The sequence below is a fragment of the Streptomyces sp. MBT53 genome, assembly GCF_016654115.1.
In the GTDB taxonomy this organism is placed as follows: domain Bacteria; phylum Actinomycetota; class Actinomycetes; order Streptomycetales; family Streptomycetaceae; genus Streptomyces.
Window position 1 is genome coordinate 1 of sequence record NZ_JAEQAZ010000256.1, and the last position, 19,059, is coordinate 19,059.

23 protein-coding genes are annotated in these 19,059 nt (G+C 71.0%); 1 reads left to right on the plus strand and 22 read right to left on the minus strand.

The window, feature by feature from the left end; genetic code table 11:
* Positions 1-704: 704 nt before the first annotated feature.
* Positions 705-2,948: a phage minor capsid protein gene (locus JHN45_RS46550; RefSeq protein WP_307783392.1), complete on the minus strand. Its 2,244-nt coding sequence runs from the start codon at positions 2,946-2,948 to the stop codon at positions 705-707.
* 73 nt (positions 2,949-3,021) lie between these two features.
* Here JHN45_RS46550 and JHN45_RS46555 point away from each other — a divergent pair, with 73 nt between their 5' ends.
* Complete coding sequence (locus JHN45_RS46555; protein WP_201055438.1) at positions 3,022-3,642, plus strand: hypothetical protein; 621 nt, start codon at positions 3,022-3,024, stop codon at positions 3,640-3,642.
* On the opposite strand, the gene JHN45_RS46560 is transcribed toward JHN45_RS46555, so the two are convergent.
* From JHN45_RS46560 to JHN45_RS46660, 21 genes are all read right to left on the minus strand, one after another.
* Positions 3,639-5,060 (minus strand): phage portal protein, encoded by a 1,422-nt coding sequence (locus tag JHN45_RS46560; RefSeq protein WP_236584845.1) that lies wholly within the window; start codon positions 5,058-5,060, stop codon positions 3,639-3,641. The two genes, JHN45_RS46555 and JHN45_RS46560, sit on opposite strands and share 4 nt — an antisense overlap.
* Before the next feature lie 49 nt (positions 5,061-5,109).
* Positions 5,110-5,334: a hypothetical protein gene (locus tag JHN45_RS46565; RefSeq protein ID WP_201055442.1), complete on the minus strand. Its 225-nt coding sequence runs from the start codon at positions 5,332-5,334 to the stop codon at positions 5,110-5,112.
* 12 nt (positions 5,335-5,346) lie between these two features.
* Positions 5,347-6,618 (minus strand): PBSX family phage terminase large subunit, encoded by a 1,272-nt coding sequence (locus JHN45_RS46570; RefSeq protein ID WP_201055444.1) that lies wholly within the window; start codon positions 6,616-6,618, stop codon positions 5,347-5,349.
* A gap of 6 nt (positions 6,619-6,624) precedes the next feature.
* Entirely contained in the window at positions 6,625-7,140 is a 516-nt protein-coding gene (locus tag JHN45_RS46575) for a helix-turn-helix domain-containing protein (protein ID WP_201055446.1), read from the minus strand.
* 19 nt (positions 7,141-7,159) lie between these two features.
* Complete coding sequence (locus JHN45_RS46580; protein WP_201055448.1) at positions 7,160-7,351, minus strand: hypothetical protein; 192 nt, start codon at positions 7,349-7,351, stop codon at positions 7,160-7,162.
* An 83-nt stretch (positions 7,352-7,434) separates the two neighbouring features.
* Positions 7,435-7,854 (minus strand): hypothetical protein, encoded by a 420-nt coding sequence (locus JHN45_RS46585; RefSeq protein WP_201055450.1) that lies wholly within the window; start codon positions 7,852-7,854, stop codon positions 7,435-7,437.
* 666 nt (positions 7,855-8,520) lie between these two features.
* Positions 8,521-8,925 (minus strand): hypothetical protein, encoded by a 405-nt coding sequence (locus tag JHN45_RS46590; protein ID WP_201055452.1) that lies wholly within the window; start codon positions 8,923-8,925, stop codon positions 8,521-8,523.
* A gap of 88 nt (positions 8,926-9,013) precedes the next feature.
* The gene (locus tag JHN45_RS46595) at positions 9,014-9,628 is read right to left on the minus strand and encodes a hypothetical protein (RefSeq protein ID WP_201055454.1); all 615 of its coding nucleotides are present in this window, start codon (positions 9,626-9,628) and stop codon (positions 9,014-9,016) included.
* Positions 9,629-9,691: 63 nt separating this feature from the next.
* Entirely contained in the window at positions 9,692-10,885 is a 1,194-nt protein-coding gene (locus tag JHN45_RS46600) for a hypothetical protein (RefSeq protein WP_201055456.1), read from the minus strand.
* Positions 10,886-11,089: 204 nt separating this feature from the next.
* Entirely contained in the window at positions 11,090-11,884 is a 795-nt protein-coding gene (locus JHN45_RS46605; RefSeq protein ID WP_201055458.1) for a hypothetical protein, read from the minus strand.
* Positions 11,881-12,777 (minus strand): hypothetical protein, encoded by an 897-nt coding sequence (locus JHN45_RS46610; RefSeq protein ID WP_201055460.1) that lies wholly within the window; start codon positions 12,775-12,777, stop codon positions 11,881-11,883. Before JHN45_RS46610 ends, JHN45_RS46605 begins: the two co-directional genes overlap by 4 nt.
* A gap of 172 nt (positions 12,778-12,949) precedes the next feature.
* The gene (locus tag JHN45_RS46615) at positions 12,950-13,531 is read right to left on the minus strand and encodes a hypothetical protein (protein WP_201055462.1); all 582 of its coding nucleotides are present in this window, start codon (positions 13,529-13,531) and stop codon (positions 12,950-12,952) included.
* 100 nt (positions 13,532-13,631) lie between these two features.
* Positions 13,632-14,135 (minus strand): single-stranded DNA-binding protein, encoded by a 504-nt coding sequence (locus JHN45_RS46620; RefSeq protein ID WP_201055464.1) that lies wholly within the window; start codon positions 14,133-14,135, stop codon positions 13,632-13,634.
* Positions 14,135-14,653, minus strand: coding sequence for an HNH endonuclease (locus tag JHN45_RS46625; RefSeq protein WP_201055466.1), 519 nt, complete (start codon positions 14,651-14,653; stop codon positions 14,135-14,137). The genes JHN45_RS46620 and JHN45_RS46625 overlap by 1 nt, the downstream gene beginning before the upstream one ends.
* A 126-nt stretch (positions 14,654-14,779) precedes the next feature.
* A complete protein-coding gene (locus JHN45_RS46630) occupies positions 14,780-14,941 on the minus strand; it encodes a hypothetical protein (protein ID WP_201055467.1) in 162 nt (53 codons plus the stop codon).
* The gene (locus JHN45_RS46635) at positions 14,938-15,498 is read right to left on the minus strand and encodes a hypothetical protein (protein ID WP_201055468.1); all 561 of its coding nucleotides are present in this window, start codon (positions 15,496-15,498) and stop codon (positions 14,938-14,940) included. The genes JHN45_RS46630 and JHN45_RS46635 overlap by 4 nt, the downstream gene beginning before the upstream one ends.
* A complete protein-coding gene (locus JHN45_RS46640; RefSeq protein WP_201055469.1) occupies positions 15,495-16,217 on the minus strand; it encodes a cell surface glycoprotein in 723 nt (240 codons plus the stop codon). The genes JHN45_RS46635 and JHN45_RS46640 overlap by 4 nt, the downstream gene beginning before the upstream one ends.
* Positions 16,214-17,110, minus strand: coding sequence for a hypothetical protein (locus JHN45_RS46645; RefSeq protein WP_201055470.1), 897 nt, complete (start codon positions 17,108-17,110; stop codon positions 16,214-16,216). Before JHN45_RS46645 ends, JHN45_RS46640 begins: the two co-directional genes overlap by 4 nt.
* A 71-nt stretch (positions 17,111-17,181) precedes the next feature.
* Positions 17,182-17,421, minus strand: coding sequence for an aromatic ring-opening dioxygenase LigA (locus JHN45_RS46650; RefSeq protein ID WP_201055471.1), 240 nt, complete (start codon positions 17,419-17,421; stop codon positions 17,182-17,184).
* Positions 17,418-18,059, minus strand: coding sequence for a hypothetical protein (locus JHN45_RS46655; protein ID WP_201055472.1), 642 nt, complete (start codon positions 18,057-18,059; stop codon positions 17,418-17,420). The genes JHN45_RS46650 and JHN45_RS46655 overlap by 4 nt, the downstream gene beginning before the upstream one ends.
* Positions 18,056-19,059, minus strand: a 1,004-nt coding sequence (locus JHN45_RS46660) for an ERF family protein (RefSeq protein WP_201055473.1), incomplete at its 5' end; no start/stop codon positions are given. The genes JHN45_RS46655 and JHN45_RS46660, both read right to left, overlap by 4 nt.

A 19,059-nucleotide genomic window follows, 5' to 3' on the forward strand; every position in this document is an offset into this window, starting at 1 on the left:
GCGACGTGCAGGACGTCGCGGCACTGCCCGAGTGGGCGCAGAAGCTCATCCGGGACGCCCTGCGGTGCGGCCGGGGCGGCGGGGGCGGGAGTCGACACGGGGTCCTCCTGGGACGGTGTCAGGGGCCGCGCGCGCCTGGCGCCGGCCGGGTGCGGACAAACGAAAAGGGCCTGCTCCTGGCAGGCCCATATGGGTGAATCTCGGAACCAAGACAACGGGCTTTGGAGTCACGGCAGGTGGGACATCAACCGCCCCCTGCCTAAAGTCCCGGGCGGGAGCCGTCTGCCGTTGACGGCTGTCTCTTCGTTCTCCTTGCACGGGGAACGACGGCAACCCCTCTTTGAGGGGGCGCCGCGTAGATGGGAAATAACTATGCAGGATCTGGGGGACATGGCCCAGATTGCTTACTACCTCGTCAGGCTGGGGTGCGAACTTCACCGGCGTTGGATGGCTCGACGGACCCTGAACGGTCAATGCAGGGATCTTGAGGGACATCCCGAGGTGAGTAAGCAGTAGCAGAAGGGGGGCTCAGTCAGCGGACTGGGCCCCCTGCTGCACCGGCCGGGCGCGGGCATAGCCACGTATCCACGCGGTCCTCAGGATCGACGTTCCGGGATACGGGCACACGGTCGGCGGGTCGTCCTGCTGGCCGGCCGTTGCCCCTTCCTGCATGGCTCTGATGACGTCCTCGCGCGCGCCCATGGTCATCTCCGGTTCTGCTGGTCGGACTCGTTCTTGCGGGCGCCGTCGGCCCATCGCTGGGCCTTGCCGGTCGCCTGCTCGATGAACTCGGCCTGGGTGAGGCGCCCATGCGTCGCCCACCACTCTTTCAGCTCGTCCGACGCCCTCGCGTACGCGATGCGGGCCGGACCGGAGAACAGGGAAGCGGGGCTGTGCCCGGCGGCGCGGGCGGCCTTGTTGAGCAGGTACCCGTTCGTGGCGTCCTCGGCGGCGAGGTACTGCCGATACACGTACTCGTCGTACAGGGCGCGGGCCTCGCGGCGGGTGATCTTGTGCCGCTCGTCGTGGTCCTCGTCGTCCTCCCGGTACAGCCGGCCGGCGGCCCGTTTCAGGTCGTCCCAAAACGTGGTGTCGGCGGCGGGCGGCGGGGTGTCGTCGAGGGCGCCCCACGCGTCCGGGTCGGGGGTGCGCTCGCCCATGGTCTCGGCGAGGGCGTCGCGGTCGGCGAGCAGGTCGTCGACGGCATGGCCGGTCGCGGCCGGCGGCGGTAGCTCGATGCGGTCGCGGCGGTCCATCTCGCCGGCGATACGCAAGAGTTCGCGCTCGTCGGCGTACTGCATGGCCCATGCGAGGTCGTCGTCGCCGACGGCGGCGAGGTCGTCGAGCAGGTTCCCGCCGGGGAAGGTACGGGCGAGCAGGTCGCGGCGCGCGGCCTCCGCGGCGATCGCTGCGCCCTCCGAGCCGGTGCCGGCGTCGCGGTAGCGGGCGGCGAGTTGGGCGTCGGACAGACCGACCAGGTCGGGCCGGACGTCGGGTAGCAGGCCGGCGCGGTCGCGGCGGTCGGTCTCCGCCATGATCCGTACGCGGTCGCGGTCGTCGACGTGCGCCCACACGCGGGCGAGGTCGTCGTCGGACAGGCCGAGCAGGTCGTCGACCAGGCGTCCGCCGGGGGCGGCGCGGTCGAGCAGGGCCTCGCGGTCGCGGCGGTCCGTCTCGGCCTCGATCCGGCTGCGGGCGCGGTCGTCGAGCGGCGTCCGTAGTGCGGCGGCGAGCTGGTCGTCGTCCATCTCGCGGAGCGTCTGTTCGTCGCCGGACCACACGCGGGCGCGCTCGACCTGCTCGGGCGCAAGCGGCGGGCGCTGCTCGGGGAGGTTGCCCGCTCCGGGCTGCTCGCGCTGCCTGAGCCTGCGCAAGTCGGGGTTGTCGGCGAGGTGTTGGCGCATGTTGCCTTGCCACGCCCGCACCTTGGCGGCACACGCCCGCTTCTCCTCGGGCGTCGTGGCGGCGGCCTCGCGGCGGCGCCACTTGCGGATGTTCCGCTCGATGGCGCGCTGTCGCTGCCCTGCCTCGTACCCGTCGGGGTCCGGCTCGGCGTCCTCGACCGTGGTCAAGCCTGGGGTGTAACTGCTCACGGAATGACGGCAGTTGGGGTGTTGCAGCCCTGCGGCGCGGGCTTCGTCGAGGCTGCCGGCGACGTCCACACGGACCATGCGGCCGTCCTCGACGGCGTGCTCGACCTCGACCGTGCGCGGTCCGGACGGGCCTGCGATCGTCAGTACCTTGCGTTCCCACGGGCGGCAGAGCGGGCACTCGCGCGGAGCGTTGGACACGATGACCAGGTCGACGCCGTGCTCGGCGAGCGTGCGCATGTGGGCTTCGGTCGCGGCGCGCGCGGTCGCCGTCCGTACGGCCATTTCGGCGTACGAGGGGAGCGACCAGCGGCGGCCGGCCTTGTCGACGAACGCCCGGATACCGGCGTTGGCGAACTCGCGCAGCGCGTCTTGCACGGCCTGTCGGCGGGTGCCGGTGCCGAGCAGGGGCGTTGCGGCGACGCGGGAGACGACCGCCCGGAAGGTGTCGATGACCGCGCGCAGGATGCCGCGGTGCGTCGCGGTGACGACGTCGACGGCTTCCTGTGCGAGGCGGTCGACGGCCTGCGCGTTCGGCAAGCGGTTGTCGACCAGGCGGCGGGCGTCGTCGGACAGGGCGCCCAACTCGGCGACCGCGGACCGGTGTCCGACGTTGTATGCCTCGGCGACCGCGTCGAACACGTCGAGGCGGGTTGCCTTGGCCAACTCGTCGACGACGGCCTGTGCGCTGCGTCGCACCTGCTGAACGGCGGCGAGCTTGGCCTCGACCCATCCGGGCGCTTCGAGGCCGGCGGCGAGCTGTCGCGCGATGATGCCCAAGAGCCGTTCCTCGGCCGTGGCGTAGGTGTCACGCGTCGTCGCGGCCAGATCCTCGACCATGCCCGGGTGAATCGGCACCGTTCACCCTCTCTCCGTGTTCCCCTCGGCTAGCTTTTCTGCCAGCGACTGAGCACAGCAGCAGGGGGAGTGAATGAGCGAGTATTTGGGGTTTTCACCGCAAGGGTTCGAGCCGTTGAGTGTTACGCGAACCAGTCAATACGTGGTGCGGATGCAGAATGGAGATAACCGTGGATGTCTGGTCCAATTCACGGCTTCCGATCAGGTGCTGTCGAATGGTCAGCTAGAGCTCATCAGAAGTGGAATGAATTCCACGCTCAGTACTGAAATTGATCCGTTAGGAGACGTGATTGACGAGTACACATCCGTCTGCGCGCGAGTTGCGGGTGCGTCGGATTGGGCGCTGCGTCGATTCCTTCTTGGTGAAGATGCGATCCTTCCGCGCTACGGCTCACCTCCACAAGGCTGGATGACCCTAGAGAGGGTCGTAACGCATGCTGCCGGTGTGTTTACGGCTATTGGAGTGGGAGGAGGTGTTCCTACTCTGCTGCTTGCATATTCCGGAGGCGTGGTTTTGGTTCACTTCGTGAATCCAATCGTTCAGGAGGCGGGACGGGCAGTCGCTGAAGGGGTGGGGGCGCGAATCCGGATGGCTTTTGGCCTTGCCTCGGTCCCCAGTGTGGGTGCCGAGCTTCCGCCTTTGGAAGATACTGAATCTCTTGAAAGTGGGGACGGAAACAGGGAGGAAAGCTAGGGCGCTGCGGTGAGGGGGAAGTTACCGACAGGGTCGGGCACGTCCGCGGCCCCGGTCTCTCGGAGGATTGCTGCGACCTCGGCGTCGACCTGGTCGTCTTCCCATTCGGGGTGCAGCCATCGGACCTTGGTTGCGGTCGACACTGCGCCGGCGCGCTGCAACAGTTCGAGCGTCGTCGCGGTGTTCTGCTCGGACTCTGCGACCCCGTCGCCGAATGCCACGGTTGGGCGTTCGGGCGTGATGCGCTGCCCGAAGTGCACGGCGTCGAGCTGCAATTGAACGTGCAGTTGCTGCGCGACGGGGGGCCGCCAATACCCGACTTTCTTCCCCCGGGTCGTCATGGACCGGGAATCGCGGCTGTCTACCTCGGTCGCGGTGATCGGCTGCCCTCCGCCGTCGAGGCCGAACGACTGGGCGCTGTACCCGGCGGACTGGGCGGCCTGTCGCATGATGGCTTCGGTGGTGCGCTGGTGCTCCTCGACCCTGATCTCGAACTGATTCAGGGTGATGCCGTTTCCCTCGGTGGGCGGCATGCGTAGCGAGTGCCAGACCTCGCGGTCGTCGTCGAACCCTGCGCCCATACCGGGGCCGTAGTCCCGGAGGTATCCGTCAGGAACGATCAGCCGCGCGCGGGCGAGGCGGATGTCGCGCATCCATGACGTCCACACGTCGTCAAGCGAGGCGAACAGGTCGCGGATGCCCTGGAAGTCGGACCGACCGATGGGGCTCGACCGGTGCAGTCGGTTGGGCCCGATGTTCGGCACGTAGCTGATCGTCAGATCGCGGATGCCCGTTGCAACGCTGACCCCGTCCTCGCCGAGACTGGCGACCAGGTCGGCCGTCTCGGGGTGCTCGGACAGAGGGACGGCACGCCCCAGGTTGTCGGGGGTGCCCACGTACAGGCCGTGCAGGATGCGACCGACCTCGTGCCGCTCGACGTGCCGAAGGATCGTCGACGCGGTCGAGCCGGGGAGATCCCGCCACAGGGTGGCGGCGCGCAGCATGCCCCAACGGAACTCGGGGGCGACGTTGTCGGGCTGCACGACGGACAGGATCGGACGGTTGATCAGCTCGCGGTCCCACGTGGAACGCAGATAGACCCCGGACAGGGCCGAACCCTGCTCGGCTCCGCCGTGCAAGATCTGCTGCACCTGGCCTTCGTCGACCAGGGTGTCGAGGCGTGCTTGTGTCGTCTTGTCCTCGACCTTGATCGTCGGCATGTCGCCGAACAATAGGTCGGCGGACGTCGAGGCGATATCGGACGGCAACGGCACGTGCAGCCGATTGCGCGGCCGGCGCGGCTGCTCGCGGCGCCGGTTCCACGGGCCCCGGCGGTGCTGCGCGGTGTGCTCCTCCTCGCCGCACTCGCGGGCGATCCGCCGGCGGTCCCCGGAGTACCAGGCGTCATCGGTGCGCATCTCGGCGTAGTACGGGGCCCACTGCGGGGGCGGCCACGCTGCGCCGTTCTCAGGAAGTGCCATTGCGGCTCACCTCCTGTTCGTCGTCCTCGCCGGGCGGGGAGTTGGCGGTGTCGAGCAGTGCGTCGGCGAGGTCGCGCAGGGCGTCGGCGATCTGCGGCCATGTGGGCTTGCCGGTGTCGAGCGGGATCGTTCCGGCCTCGGCCACGTGCCCGGCGATGTCGAGGCGTACGGGGAGGTGGACGACGGTGTGCAGGGGTGGGGTGGATGCCATGGCGGCGACCTCCTACGCGGCTTGGGCGAGTAGGTGCCGCCACTCGTGGGCGGTCGAGTGGATCACGTAGCGCAGCGCGTCGACGGAATGGTCGTTGATCTTCAACGGGGCGTCCTCGCCGCGCTCGCTCGCCTTGGGGTCCCATGAGTAACCGGGCAGTTCGCCGAGCAGGCCGTCGCATGACCGGTGTACGAGCAACAGGTTGGCGGCGAACAGGGCGGCCACGGACCGGATGCCGTCGGCGACGGTGTTGTCGGCGCGCGCTACGCCCTGGTAGTCGTCGTGCCACAACTGAGTTGAGAACGACTTTGCGCTCGGGTCGACGAACGTCCACTCCGGCATCACGCCTCGGCCGGCGCCGGGCGCTGCGTCGGGGGGCCGGTACTCGGCAAGCCACTTGCGGACGGCGGCGCTGTACTGGGCGTCGGTCATGGACCGGTGCGCGGTGCGGGAGTCGAAGCGCCACTCGGCCACGGCGTACAGGCGGTCGTCGTCGCCCATGCCGAGCAGGATTGCCGAGAACGGGTTCGTCGTGCCGTAGTCGATACCGAGGAAGTGCCGTTGCATGGTGGGCAGTTGGTCGACGACGTGTCGGTCTTCGTCCCACTCGCTGTAGATGGCGCCCTCGGCGACGACCCATGCGCCCTCGATCATGCGCTTATGCCAAAGGCCGGTGTACTCGGCGGCGAGCGCTGCGACGTACTCGGCGGACAGGGACGGGTTATCGGCGAGGCGGAAGTGCCATGCCCGCATGTCCAACTCGTTGATGCGGTCGAGGTATCCGACCTTCAACCAGTGGCGGGGCGAGTCGGGGTTCGTCGTCGCGTACAGCCTCGCCCCGGGCACGGACAGGCGGGCGAGTAGCTGGGTCCAAAACGCCTCGGGCAACAGGGTTGCCTCGTCGACGTAGGCGAGTTGGGCGGTAAGGCCACGTAGCCGGCCCTCGGCGCGTGCGTCGGCGGCGCCGATCAGGTGGACGGTGCGCCCCAGGATCACGGCCGTGGTGGCGCCCCGGGTGTGCACGATGTGCCGGGCGAGGGGCCCGAACAACGCGCGGTCCTGTAGGGGCTCCAACACGTTGCGCTCGATGGTCTGGAGCGACCGACCGACGATGATGATCAGGCCGGACGGTCCGGCCGTGGCGACGGCGATCACGAACGCCAGTAGCGAGGCGATCGTCTTCCCGGACCGGACGGAGCCGTGCCACAAATTGATGCGGGCCGTGGCCTGTCCGATGGAACGGAGTTGCTTGCGGGACAGGGGCAACCGGTCGAGGTCGAGCAACGCGGCTCACCCCCCGGCGGCGCCCCCGTCTTCGTGGGCGGCCTGCGTCAGTGCCTCGCCGAGCGCGCCGAGCATCGAACGCACCTGCTCGGCGTTCTCGCCACCCTCGGCCGGGGCGAGGCGCAGCGAGGTACCGACGGCGGTCTGTACGGACGCGATGATCTGGCGTTGGTCGACGAAACGCGGCTGGTCGAGGTTGACGTGTTGCCAGTCACCCTCTTTGCCGGCGAACTCGCCGTAGATGGTGGGCGACCAGAGCTGTCCTCGTAGCCGTTCGGCGTCGTCCTGTAGGCCGATCGCGAGGGCGGCGCGGCGCGCGGCGAGGTCGGCAGTACGGACACGCGTCGCGGCCTCGACCTGCGGGGCACGGTCGAAGGACAGGGGCGGTTCGAACTGTCCGGCGATCTTCGACACGGTCGAGGGCGAGCGGCCGATCTCGCGGGCGATCTCGTTGCGGCTCTTGTCCTGCGCGTGCAGTTCGCGGACGCGCCGGCGGTCGTCGTCGGTGATGGGGCGGGCCACGGCTCACCCCCTGCTCGGTCTACGCGTTCAGCTCGACGCGGTGCCGTACGGCCTCGGCGGCGAGGTTCCACGCGTTCTGTACGGGGCGCGACAGGGCGGCCCACTCGGGCAGTTCCTCGCCGCTCACGGAACGGTTCTCTACGGCCGTCGTGTACGCGTCGTAGGCGTCCTGGCCGAGTCGGGCGGTGTCGGGGCGAACCTTGAAGATCACGGGGTGGCTCCTCGGCCGGGGGCGGGGGCGGGAATGCGAAACGCCCCACCGTCGTAGACGGTGAGGCGTCGAATGCAGGGTCGTTACGCGGTCTTGCAGAACGTCGCCAACGCGGCGTTGATCTGCTTCGCCTCGGCCTCGTTCACCTCGTGCGATGTGGTGCCGAAGCGCTGCTGTGCGGACCAATCGAGTTTGGCGGCCTTGCCGTTGATGGCAGAGCACTGGTTGCGGCTGTTGTCGATTGCGTCGTCTTCGTCCGCGACCAGGGCGGGACTGACCTTGCGCAGTGCGGCGAGCAGGTCGGCGCGCGCCTGTCCGGTCGGCTTCGCCGGAATGCCGGCGTTGTGCAGAGCGGCGGCGGCGTCGCTGGCACTCACGGACTCGGGCGCGGTCGACGGCGTCGACTTCTTCGCCGACGCGTCGTCGTCGCTGCTGCTGCACGCGGTGAGCGCTGCGAGGGCGGCGACGCTGGCGAGGGTTAAGGCAGTGGCGCGGTACTTCACGGGTTGTCCCCCCACGGGTTGGTAAGCGTTACGTAAGAGGGACGCGTGAGGGCGGTGTGATGGTTGCACGGTGCATGCGAAACGCCCCCGCGGGGGACGGGGGCGTTCGCTCTGTGTCCGGGCATGCCGGGGACGGCTCCAACTCTAGGTCACGAAAAGGTAACGAGGCAAGTGGTTGTCGAGTGCCTGATGGCCGTATGCGCTGAGACTGGAGCTAGCCCGTTCGCTCTTGCCTCGTACCTGTGTGGCCGGGTCTGCTCAACCCACAACTTCACACTCCGAGGAATGGCGCGCGGGCCGGCTCTCGGGTTGACCACTAGTTCATGGTGGTCGGTCCGAGCTGCCTAAAACCGCCGGGTCGACCACTCCGGTGCAAAGGTGTGCTCGGCCAGATGGAAGCTATGACTCACATGGGTACCGGGGTTGCGGTGCTTGGAGGGGTGATTGTTGGTCTTCGCTATGTCCTCGGGCAAGTTCCCGATCTTGCCCGTAGGGCAGAAACGGCCTTGCGGGCACTCCACAGTTTGAGGGATGCGTGGCGGGCCTTCCGCGGACGCTCGTGAACGTGGCGCGCGTGCGACCGGTCGGCGCGACTGCTGACGGCGGCGCCCCGCCGGCCGACGAATCGGCGGACGGGGCGCGCTGCTGCTGCTGCTTGTGCGTCGGCTACGGGCGGGCCAACGGTCGGCGGGCCTGCTGACGGTACGACGGCTGTGTCGGCGGCTGCTGCCGACGGCCGTCATCAGCGCTGGTCGGCCTGCTGCTGGGCGTCCACACGGGGCCCTCGTGCGTGACCCACGGGAGGGACGGCGGGCCGACGACGGGCGGCTTCTCCACGAACTTGTACGCGTCGAGCGTCGGTGCGGTGCCGACAGGAACGATCTCGTGGTGCCACGCGGTCCGGTACAGGTTGGCCACGATGCCGACGGCCGTCCGCATGGCGGTCGTCAAGTCGTCGCCGGTCTGCATGAGGACGGCGAGGTCTCGGGCGAACTGCTCGTCGAGGCGGACGGTCGGCCGGGTGCCGGCAATCGGGCGTGCTCGGCGCTGGGTACGCTGCTCGGTAGCCATAAGGGTTGGGTCGCTTTCCTTCTCTGCGTGGTGAGGGCCCGCCCATACGGTTTATGAGGAACCGGGCGGGCCCGCTTCATGTGCGGGCCTACTGGGCGCCGTCGCCGCGGCGGTGCTTCTCCTCTCGGATGAACTGGCTGATCCTGCTCGCGGTGTAGCCGGTCTCGGCGGCGATCCGGTCGGGGCTCATGCCCTTCTCGCGCGCGGCCAGGGCGATCCGACCCATGGCCTCGGCGACCGCGGCGGCGGCCGTGCGCAGAGCCTTGACGTCGTCGAGGTCGAAGTCTTCGGCGAGGTTGTCGAGGAACCGTTCGAGGTCGGCCGGCTCGCTGGTGTTAGCGCGGGCGTCGTCGTACTGACCCGCGAGGTCGTGCACGTCTTGATAGGGGGCGAGGTCGTACGGGTTGGTGTCCCCCTCGGCCGCGCGCGCCGCGGCCGTCTCGCGCTCGAACTTGTTGAACAGGCTCATCATGTCCGTGACCAGGGTTCCGGCGGGCGTGTCCCTGGGCACGCCTCGACGATTCAGGTCTTCGGCGATCCGCTCGAACGTGCTGAGCCTGCGGACGCGGTACCCGTGGGCGGCGGCCGTGCCCTCGACGGCGGCCTCTTGGCCGGCGGGCGCCGTAGGGAACTTCGACGCGTCGGCGCGCTCGTACTCGGCGACGCCCTGCTCGTCGTCGTTTGGTTCCTGATCTTTCGTCACCTGTGCTGCTCCTGTTGGATCGGGGCCCGCCCTCGGGGCAAGGGCGGGCCGGTCGGGGGCGGGTCAGAACGGAGGCTCGCCGTCGAAGTCAGTCACGGCGGCGGACGCGTCGAGGGCACGGTCGAATCCCGCGGTGATCTCGGCGGCGCGTCGGGCGCGGTCCAGAGGCGTCGGGCGCGGCCGGGGCCGGCATGCCTCGTGCCACTCGGTACCGGTGGGAATCTGGTAGCCGCACCCCTCGCAGCGTGCGGCGAACTGGGCCTCGCGGTGGGAGCGGGGGCCGTGCTCGCAAGGGATCACCTGAACATCCTTGCTTCCGGTGTAGCGCAGCACGTCGGCGCGGTCGTACGCCTCGCGGCGGCCGAGTCCGCACATGATCAGACCTTGCCACTCGCCACGGATCACAACGCGCTGCCTTACGGCCCACATCTGTACGAGCGGGAGCGCGAGGGGCTGGGGCTGCTCGGGGGCAAACAGCGCGGGGTACTCGCGGGCGAGGTAGGCGTCGACGGACGCGCGGGTGACCTCCGGTGCGACGGTGTCGACGTGCTCGGGCTCGGTGGCGGCCGGCTCGGTGGCGCGGTCGTCGAACAGGGCGCCCTGTTCTACGGGCTGCTCGACGACGAACAGGGCGTCGGCGGCCGGCTGCTCGCCGATCCACTCGCCCCGCCACGTGCCGGCGACGGCTTCGGCCTCGGTCACTACCTCGGCGGCGAGCTGGGCCTCGGCGTCCGCGGTGGAGGGGAGAGCGAAACCGTGCTCGCCGGCGATCTTCTCGGCGACCTCGACGCTCGTCGTGTACCGGCCGTCGTCGACGGTGCGCGGGTCGCCCTCGACGGTGTGCAGCTCGCCGTGCTCGGCGGTGATGGCGGCCGGCCACGCGCAACGGAGGAAACCGACAACGCCCTCGCGCTCGACGACCAGAACGTCGCCGTCTCGAATGTCGTCGCGGCATTGCGTCGCGTCGTACGCCTCTTCGGTGTCGTCGAACCGGTGGACCATGACGGCGGGGGCGTGTCCGGCGCGCTCGATCCACAGGCGCGCGGCGTCGCGCTGGGCGCGGTTGCGCTTCATGTCGAGCACAGCCTCGGCAAAGCGGCTGATGACGTGCAGAACGCGCGTACTTGTCGGCTCGATGATCAGGGTTCGGCCTCGGCCGCGGCGGGCGGCGTCGAGGGCGTCGCGCGTCTCGTCGTCGCTGATGAACTGGTCGGTGAGGTAGTCGGCGAGGGCGCCGGGAATCGTGACGGTGGCCATGGGGTCGCTCCCTTGGTCGCTGGTGTGGGTGCCGGATGAGGGCCGGCGGTCCTGTCGGGATGAGGACCCGTCAGGAATGCCCACAGTAGTCATTGCTGTAATGATTGCAGCAATGATTGCGGTAACCGTTACGTAAGCGTGATCGGCCGGCTACGCCCCCGGGGCCGAGCGCTCCCCGGGGGCGTGCGCGCCTGGGTGAGGGGCCTACGCGGGCACGGTGCGCGTGGCGTTGATCGCGACCCACAACGCGACCAGGTCGGCCCCTCGCCACGCCTTACGCCCGCGCTCGGTGTCCACGGGCGCCGGGCACACGGGGCCGGTCGAGCAGGTCGCGACGGCGGCCCGCGGGTCGCCTCCCCCGTTGTGCACGGTGATGGTCCCGCCCTTGCAGAACGGGCACCGATCGTCGAGCGTGAGCGTCCGGCCCTCGCGGCCGAGCGCTCCCTCGACACGACGGCGCGCGGCCCTGGCCATGGCGACGACCTGGTCGAGCAGGGGCGCCGGCGTGATCCGGAACAACTCGCCGTCCATCTCGGACAGGGCGCGACCGGCGAGGTAGACGCACGCCCAATGCAGACCATGCGCACGGGAACCGACGCGGTCGGCGACCCGGTCGGCGTCGTGCCTCCACTCCGCGGCCCGCACGGTGGGCAGGCTCCACAGCCGGGCGTCGTCGCGGTCGACGGTGCGCTGTACGCGCTCGGCGACGGCGTCGCACATGGCGAATACCTCGGCCTCGATGGCGAGGGCGGCGTCGAGGGCGCGCAAATTCGCCGGCGCTGGGTGCTCGCGCACGACCAGGGGCAGACGACCGACGGTCGGCTCGTCGCCGGCGCGGTCCTCGGCGGCGACCTGGTCGAGGAATCCGCGGCGCTCGTACGGCATCCATTCGGCGAGGCGCGGCGGCTCGGATATTGCGGCGAGCAGGTCGCCCCACTGCTCGCGCACGGCGGCGAGGTCGGCGGCGGCTTGCTGGCCTCGGTCGGTCTCGGGGTTCATCGGGTCTGCTCCGTGGTGGTGACGAACTGGGCGGCGGGTACGCCGGCGAGGGCTCGGCGGGCGGCCTGTACGACGGGCAACTCGGTCGCCATGGCGGCACGGTCGGCCTTGCGGTCGCGGCGGGCGGCGGTCCATGCGGTCTGGTACCGGCCGGCACGGTGTCGCTGTTTGCTGGCCTCCTCGGCGGCGGCCTGGGTGTGGCGGCGCTCGGTGGCGAGGGCTATGTCGTGCTCGCGCTGCTGCTCGGCGAGGCGGGCCCCGGTGGAGTCGGCGCGGTCGAGGAACAGGGCTTGCAAGGCGGCCCGCGCGTCGGCGAGTTGGTGCTCGCCGTCGAGGGCCTGGTCGATTCGGTCGGCGTAGATGGCGGCGGCACCCTGGGGCGAGCCGGCGCGCATGCGGCGGGCGAGGTCGCGCACGCGGCTGATTGCCTGCCGGTATTCGCGGGCGGCGACGTTGGCCTCACGGGCGTTGTGCTCGGTCTGTGCGGCGCGCTTCGCCAGTCCCGCGGTGCCGCTGATGATGCCCTCGGTGGCATGCTGCCCGATGGTGGCGAGGCGCCCCTCGACCGTGTCGGCGGCGGCGCGGCGGAACTTCTCGGCGGCCTGGTAGCCGCGTACTTGCTCCTCGGCGGCGGTGGCGCGCGCCTCGGCCTCGACGATCGCAGCGTCGGCGGCCTCGCGGTGGCGGGCGAGGGCCTGCGTCGTCCCGGCCATGGCACGGCGGGTCTCGCCGGCGAGGCGCTGTTCTTCCCGCACGTGCTCGGCAAGTAGGGCGCCCTCGGCCGCGGTGAGTATGCCTCGCTGCGCGCGGGCGAGCAGGACGTCGAGGACGGCCCGCCGGTCTGCACGGTCACGGGTGCGGCCCTTGGGGGCGCGCTGGGTCGGGCGGCTCACTGGTCGGTCTCCTGTGCGTCGTCAAGGGTGGGTTGTTGGGGCGAGGGGGTGCGGCGTCGGCGGCGGCCCCGGACGGCGGGCGGCCGGTGCTTGCGCCGGCACCTCGGGCCGTAGCCGTCGGGCGAGGGCGCAGCAAGGGGGCGCCGGCACGCCCGACACGTCCGGGCGGCGGTCACTTGCTCGCGGCGCCCTCGGCGAGGGCCTGCTCGGCGGCGAGGCCGTCGGCGTACGCGGTGACGATCTTCCGGGCGCCCTCGTACCCGGTGAGCAGGCCCCGGGTCGAGCGGGACAGTCCCCATCGGGCCCGGGTTGCGCTGTAGTGCGCCTCGACCAGGGCGGCTATCTGGCGGGCGTGCGCCTCGAACAGGATTCGGGCGGCGGCGAGGGCCTGCTCGGGGTCGCGGGGGGTCTCGGTGTCGAGCAGGACGTCGCGCAGCGAGGCGAGCACCTGGTCGGAACGGCCGGCGTTGAAGTCGAGAGCACCGCGAATGTCGGACGGGTCGAGCGGGATCGTCGGCCGGCGGTCGTCGTGGCCCGGCGCGTCGTGCACGGGGCACGGGTGCCCGGTGAGGATCGCGGTCGCGCAGCGTCCGGCCGGGCTGTCGAGGTTGTCGGCGAGTTGGCGCAGCACGTCGGCGGCGACGGTGCGCGGGAGGTTGCACGAGATCTCGGCGGGACCCTCGTTCGGAACGGCAACGATCAGGCGGTGCGTGTCGAGCGAGGCGACGGAAACGGCGTCGGGAATGCGGGTCACGGTGAGGCTCCTCGTTCTTCGTACGGAAGTTGGCGAACGTCGTGTACGCGTCGGGGTCGCGCGCGCGTGAGCGGGCCCGCGTCCGGTCGCGGCGAAGACGTCAGAAGGGGGGTTCGTTCACTGCGCTGCCCCATTGACCTGCGGCGGATTGCCCGTTGGCCCACGGGTCGCCGTACGGCTGCTGTGCGGTCTGCTGGCCGTATCCCTGGCGCTGCGGCTGCTGGCCGTTCTGGGCGCCGTTCTGGCTGTTCTTGGTCACCGCGGCGGACGCGTTGCGCAGCGAGGGAGCGACCTCGTCGGCCTGAATCTCGTACGAGGAACGGCGCTCGCCGTCCTTTTCGTACTGGCGCTGCGTGAGCCGGCCAACGACGATCACGCGGTCGCCGCGGCGGATCGATTCAGCGACGTTCTCGGCCTGTTGGCGCCACACGCTCACCCCCAGGAACAGGGGGTCGCCGTCCTTCCACTCGTTGGTGTCGCGGTTGAACGTGCGCGGGGTGTTGGCGATCCGGAAGTTCGCGACGGCGGCGCCGGACGGGGTGAACCTCAGTTCTGGATCGGCAACGACGTTGCCCACAACGGTGATGACGGTCTCGCCTGCCATTACGCGGCGGTCCTCTCGGGGTGGTGGGTGGTGAGGTGAACGACGGGGGCGAGCTGCTGCTCGCGGGGGCGACGGGCGCGGTCGCGGGCGCACGCACGGCACTTGCGGATGCCGTGGGGGTGCGACGGGGGATAGCTGATGTGGACGACCGCGGGGTCGGTGAGGTCGTGGCCGTTCACGCACCGTTTGCGGCGGGCGTTGACGGCCGACGGGCCGGTCGACCGCAGGACGTTGGTCCGGTGGTCGACGGCGTCGAGGTGGTCGTCGGCGACGCATCGGCGAACGCTGCACAAGTGGTCGAGTTCGAGGCCGTCGCCGACGGGGCCGCGGGCCTGCTCGTAGCCGTACCGGTGAGCGGGAACGTACCCGCCGTCGAGCCAGAAACGGCCGTACCCGTCGCGGTCGAGGCTGCCCTCGGGCCACAACTGGCACGGAGTGTTGGGGGTGTTGGGGCCGGTGGGTATGCGCCCGGGGGTCGTCTTGGTGGCGAAACGCTCGGCGGGGCTGGGGCGTGCCATCGGGACGTACCTCCGGACGGGATGTAGGCGTTACATTCGCGCGTGGGCGAGTTGAAATCACTCGCGCGTGAAATATAACAGGGAAGGGGCACCCTTGGTCTTCGTGTGGCGCCCCCTCCTTCGGGGCTATGCGGCCGGCTGCTCGACCTGGTCGAGCGGGGCGAGGGTCCACCCCTCGGCGTGAAGATCGGCCACGATGCGGACGACGGCGGCCTCGGGGTCGTCGCGCTCGCGTTGGGCGTCCTCGACGGCGGCCCGTACGACGGCGAGGGCGGCGCCGGGAATCATCGCTGCGCCCCGGTGATGTGCCGGGCGCGCTGCCGGTGCTCGGGCCGGACGATCGCCGGCGCGCTCATCAGCGACCGGGCGTGCGTGTGGGCCTCCGCGGCGAGGCGCCGGCGGCGGGCGCCGGCCTCGGCCTGCTCGCGCGCGGCCTGTTCGGCGGCCTGACGGTCGCCCTCGGCGCGGGCGTCCATCCATGCGAGCCACGTCCGGTGACGGTCCTCGGCGTCCGGCCGGTACGCGGGAGGAGTCGGCGGGTGGCCGGTACGGGCGAGGGCCTGCTCGGCGTCGCGCTCGGCGAGCAGGGCGGCCCCGTCGACCTCGCGCAGCGTGCGCCACGTGTCCCAACCGGTGTGCTCCTGGAAGATCACATACGCGGCCTTCGCCGCGAGTTCGTCGACCTTGTGGCGGGCGTGCTTCTTGTCCGACGTCCGGATCACGACCGGGGCGTCGGGCCGGTGGTCCCAACTCGCCTCGACGCGCCACAGGGTGACGTTCTTCGTCCGGTCCGTAGGCACGGCCCGGCGGCGGTGCTGGCGGGCCTGCTTCGGGGTGGGGCTCATGCGTGTGCCTCCTGGTGGTTGTTGCGGGCAAGGTGCGCGGCGGTCGCGTCCTCGACGCGGCAGGGGTGGGCCTTGCTCAGCGGGCGGTAACGGGTCTGCTGGTTACGGGGGTTGACGGACTTACCCCGACACGGCTCGCCCTCCGCGGCGTCGCACCACGTGCACGCGACGGTGAGCGGGTCGGGGGCGTTGTCGCGGGCCAGTCGCTCGCGCTCGGTGCGATGCGGCCGGAACTGGGCGAGGGCCTGGGCGACGGTGGGCGGCATGTACTCGCCCAACTCCCTTAGCCGGCGGGTGACTTCGGCGGCGGCCGGTCCCGCGGTGATGGCTCGGTGCGTGGTCGGCGCCTGCTGGCCGGACGCGATGGCGACGCGCTCGGCGCGCAACGCGGCGACGTACGCGTTCCCGAACCGGTCGTCGGGGTCTATCTCGGGGTGCGCGGTCGGCTCGAACGTGCCCACGTGCCGGCTCATCACGTCGGCTTTGTGGGTGTGCCACGGTCGGGACACGTCCGACGGCTGGATTCGGTACGGGTTGCGGGCGATGTAGTCGCGGGCGGTGCGGGCGGCGTCCCATCCGTGGGCGGTGGCCGGTACGTCGCTGAGCAGGTCGCACCACTGGGCGAGGCGTTCGCCGGCGGCGGCCTGGTCGTCGAGGGCGAGGCGGGGGTCGAGCTTCACGACGTAGGCGATCAGCGCGGCAACTTCGCGGGGGGTCACTGCTGGGCCTCCATGGCGGCGAGGGCTTGGGCGAGGTAGTCGGCGGACTGGGCGACGCGGCCGGTTCCGGCGGCGCTGGGGAACGGGACGACGTTCGATGCGCGGGCGGGGCCGGTCGGGGCGGTGGCCGGGATGGTGCCGGGCGCCGGGGCGGGCGGTAGGGCCTGCCACGCCCGCAGGAAGTACCGGGCGTGCGCAACTCCGTTCCGGGCGCGCTGGGCGGCCTGTACGGCGGCGCCGGCGAGCATGTCGTCGCCGCTGCGCTTGATCAGGGCGTGCACGACGACCCACTCGGCGGGGGCGAGGGTCCACGCGGGGTAGATCTGGGCGGCCGTGATCTGGTCGACCAGGGGTCGGGCGAACTCCGGGATCACTGCGACCTCGCGCCCGCGCTCCCTCACTCCTTCACTCACTCCCTCTATGGGTGAGTGATGGGGGCCGGAATCCGGTCCCCTAGGGGGCCGAATCTCGGTCCCAAAGAGGGTGTCCCCGAACATGTCGGCGGGACCGGATTCCGGTCCGGTAGAGGGGCCGAGATTCGGCCCGGTAGTCGGTAGGGGGCCGGATTCCGGCCCGGTCGTCTCCGGGGCTATGGGGCCGGATTTCGGTCCCCTACCGCGGACGTAGCCGACGGCTCCGGGAATGACGTACTTCGTCGCGCGGCTACCGGCGGCGGCCTCGTCCTCGACCAGTTCGCCACTGGCGAGGGCAGCGTCGACGGCGGCCCGCGTCGTCGAGCGGGACGCGGCGAGCCGGCGCATGAACTCGGCCGTGCCCATGCGGGCGGCGGCGTCCGGGCCGGTCGTGGCGTCGGCGACGGCGAGCAGGACTAGGCGGGCGTTCCCGCGCGACTTCGCACGGGTCCACACCCAATCCATGGCGTCGAGGGTCACGGGGTTGGTGCTCCTGTCGGGGGGTGAGCACCCGGGGCGAGGGCGCGGTCGTCTCCTCGCCCCGGGGCAGATCACGGGGCCGTGCGGCGGTGAGTGGGCCGGCCGGCGGGGTGGGCGTCGCAGAACCAGCCGGCCGGATAGAAGCGGACGGGTACGGCTCCGCATCGGGGGTTGCCGTACTCGCACACCTTCGGCGGCTTCTCCTCGGCGACCGGAACCTCGACGGCGAGCTGTCCGGGCACGTTCTCGGGCGGCGGCTCGTCGAGGCGCCGGCGCATGGCGGCGAGGCTCGCCGCGGTCGCCCGAGTCACTGCTCGGCCTCCTCGACGACCGGTGCAGTCGCGGCGGGGGCGAGGGCGGGCAGATGCTCGACCAGGGCGCCCGCACGCCACGCGGCGGCGACCAGGTCGCGCCCGCCGGCCGGCTGCGTCTTGCTGCCGCGGGTGTAGGTGAGCCGGTGCGAGGCGGCCCTCGACGGCTTCAACTCGACCCCGGGCACGTCGTGTACCTCGCCCGTGCCCGGGTCGACGTACTTCGCCGTGCCGGCGGCGGTCGCCTCGGCGAGTACCTTCCCGGCGAAACCGGGGCGTACGGCGGTCACCACCTGTGCGGGCACGAACTCGACGACGTGCTCGGTCGGGAAGTGGTCCCGGACCCACGCGCGGAACACCTCGTCGTCGATGACCTGTGCCTCGCGCTCGCCGCCCGACCGGGACGACGAACCGACCTTCGTTCCGTCGGGGAGTAGGGCGTCGTACTTCGTCGTCCCGCCGGCCCGGTACGACCGGTCGAGCAGGTCGTCGGCGGTGGTCTTGGCGTTCTTGTACGCGTCCTTGATGTGGTCGAGCAGGGCGCCTAGTACTGCCTGTCGGGTCACGGCTTCGCGGACGACGACCGGGTCGGGCGCGGCCGGCTTGCCCTCGGTCTGGGGCTCGCTCTGCTCGGTCACTTCGTGCCGCCGTTCTCGATCATGGCGCGGAACTGGTCGAGCTGGGCGGCCGGGGCCTGCGCGATGGGCAGGCCGTAGACGCGCTCGAAATCGGCGTCGAGGGTGGGGAGGTTCGCGCGGGACGCGGCGACCCTGAGTGCGGTCTCGGCCTCTGCGGCGGCGGCCTCCTGCGCCTTGGGCGCGTTCGGCGCCGGCCGTGCCTGCTCGCCCTGCGGGGGTGCCTGCTGCTGCCCCTGCTGCTGGTTCTGGGCGGCGCCCCGCTTGCGTGCGGCGACGGCGTCGAGCTGGGCGAGGTAGTCGGCCGGGGCTCCGGCCTGTACGGCGGCGGCCCTGATCTTGGCGAACTGCTCGGGGGAGTTGGCGCGCTCGGCGTGGGCGAGATAGTCGGTCCGCTGGGTCTGCTGCTGCCCCTGCTCCCACGGGCCCGGTTCGGCTCGACTGCTGCGGCGCGGCTGGTGCCGCTGCCCGCGTTGCTGCTGGCGCTGCTGACGTTCCGCGCGGTGCTCCGGGGTCGGCTCGACTGGGTGGTCGCGGTCGCCGTCGTCGACCGACCGACCGTCCACGGGGATCATGAACAGGGTGAACAACAGGTACTTGAGCGCGGCAGACTGGGCCTTGTTCGTCGCCTTGTCCGCGAAGTCGCTTGCCTCGCCCGGCACTTCGGCGGTGAGACAGTCACCTGCGGGTCCGTAGACGTGGTACCGCATCGTGATCGTGACGTGCGTCATCTTCTCGCCGCGGCGCTCGGCGCGGTGGTCGGCGATCGTCGGCAGGATGAACACGCCGTGCGCACGGAGCGGGCCCGCCATGGCGGACATGACGTCGTCGATACCGCGGAACTTGTAGCGCTGCTGGGTGTTCTCCTTGTCCTTCGCAACCGGCATCACGTCGCGCATGACGGCGGCGATCGCCCCGAACACGTTGGGCGTGCCATCGGGGATTCCGACGGGCGCGGGCTGGTAGATCGGGGCCGCGACCGCCCCGGCCGTCGGGACGGCCG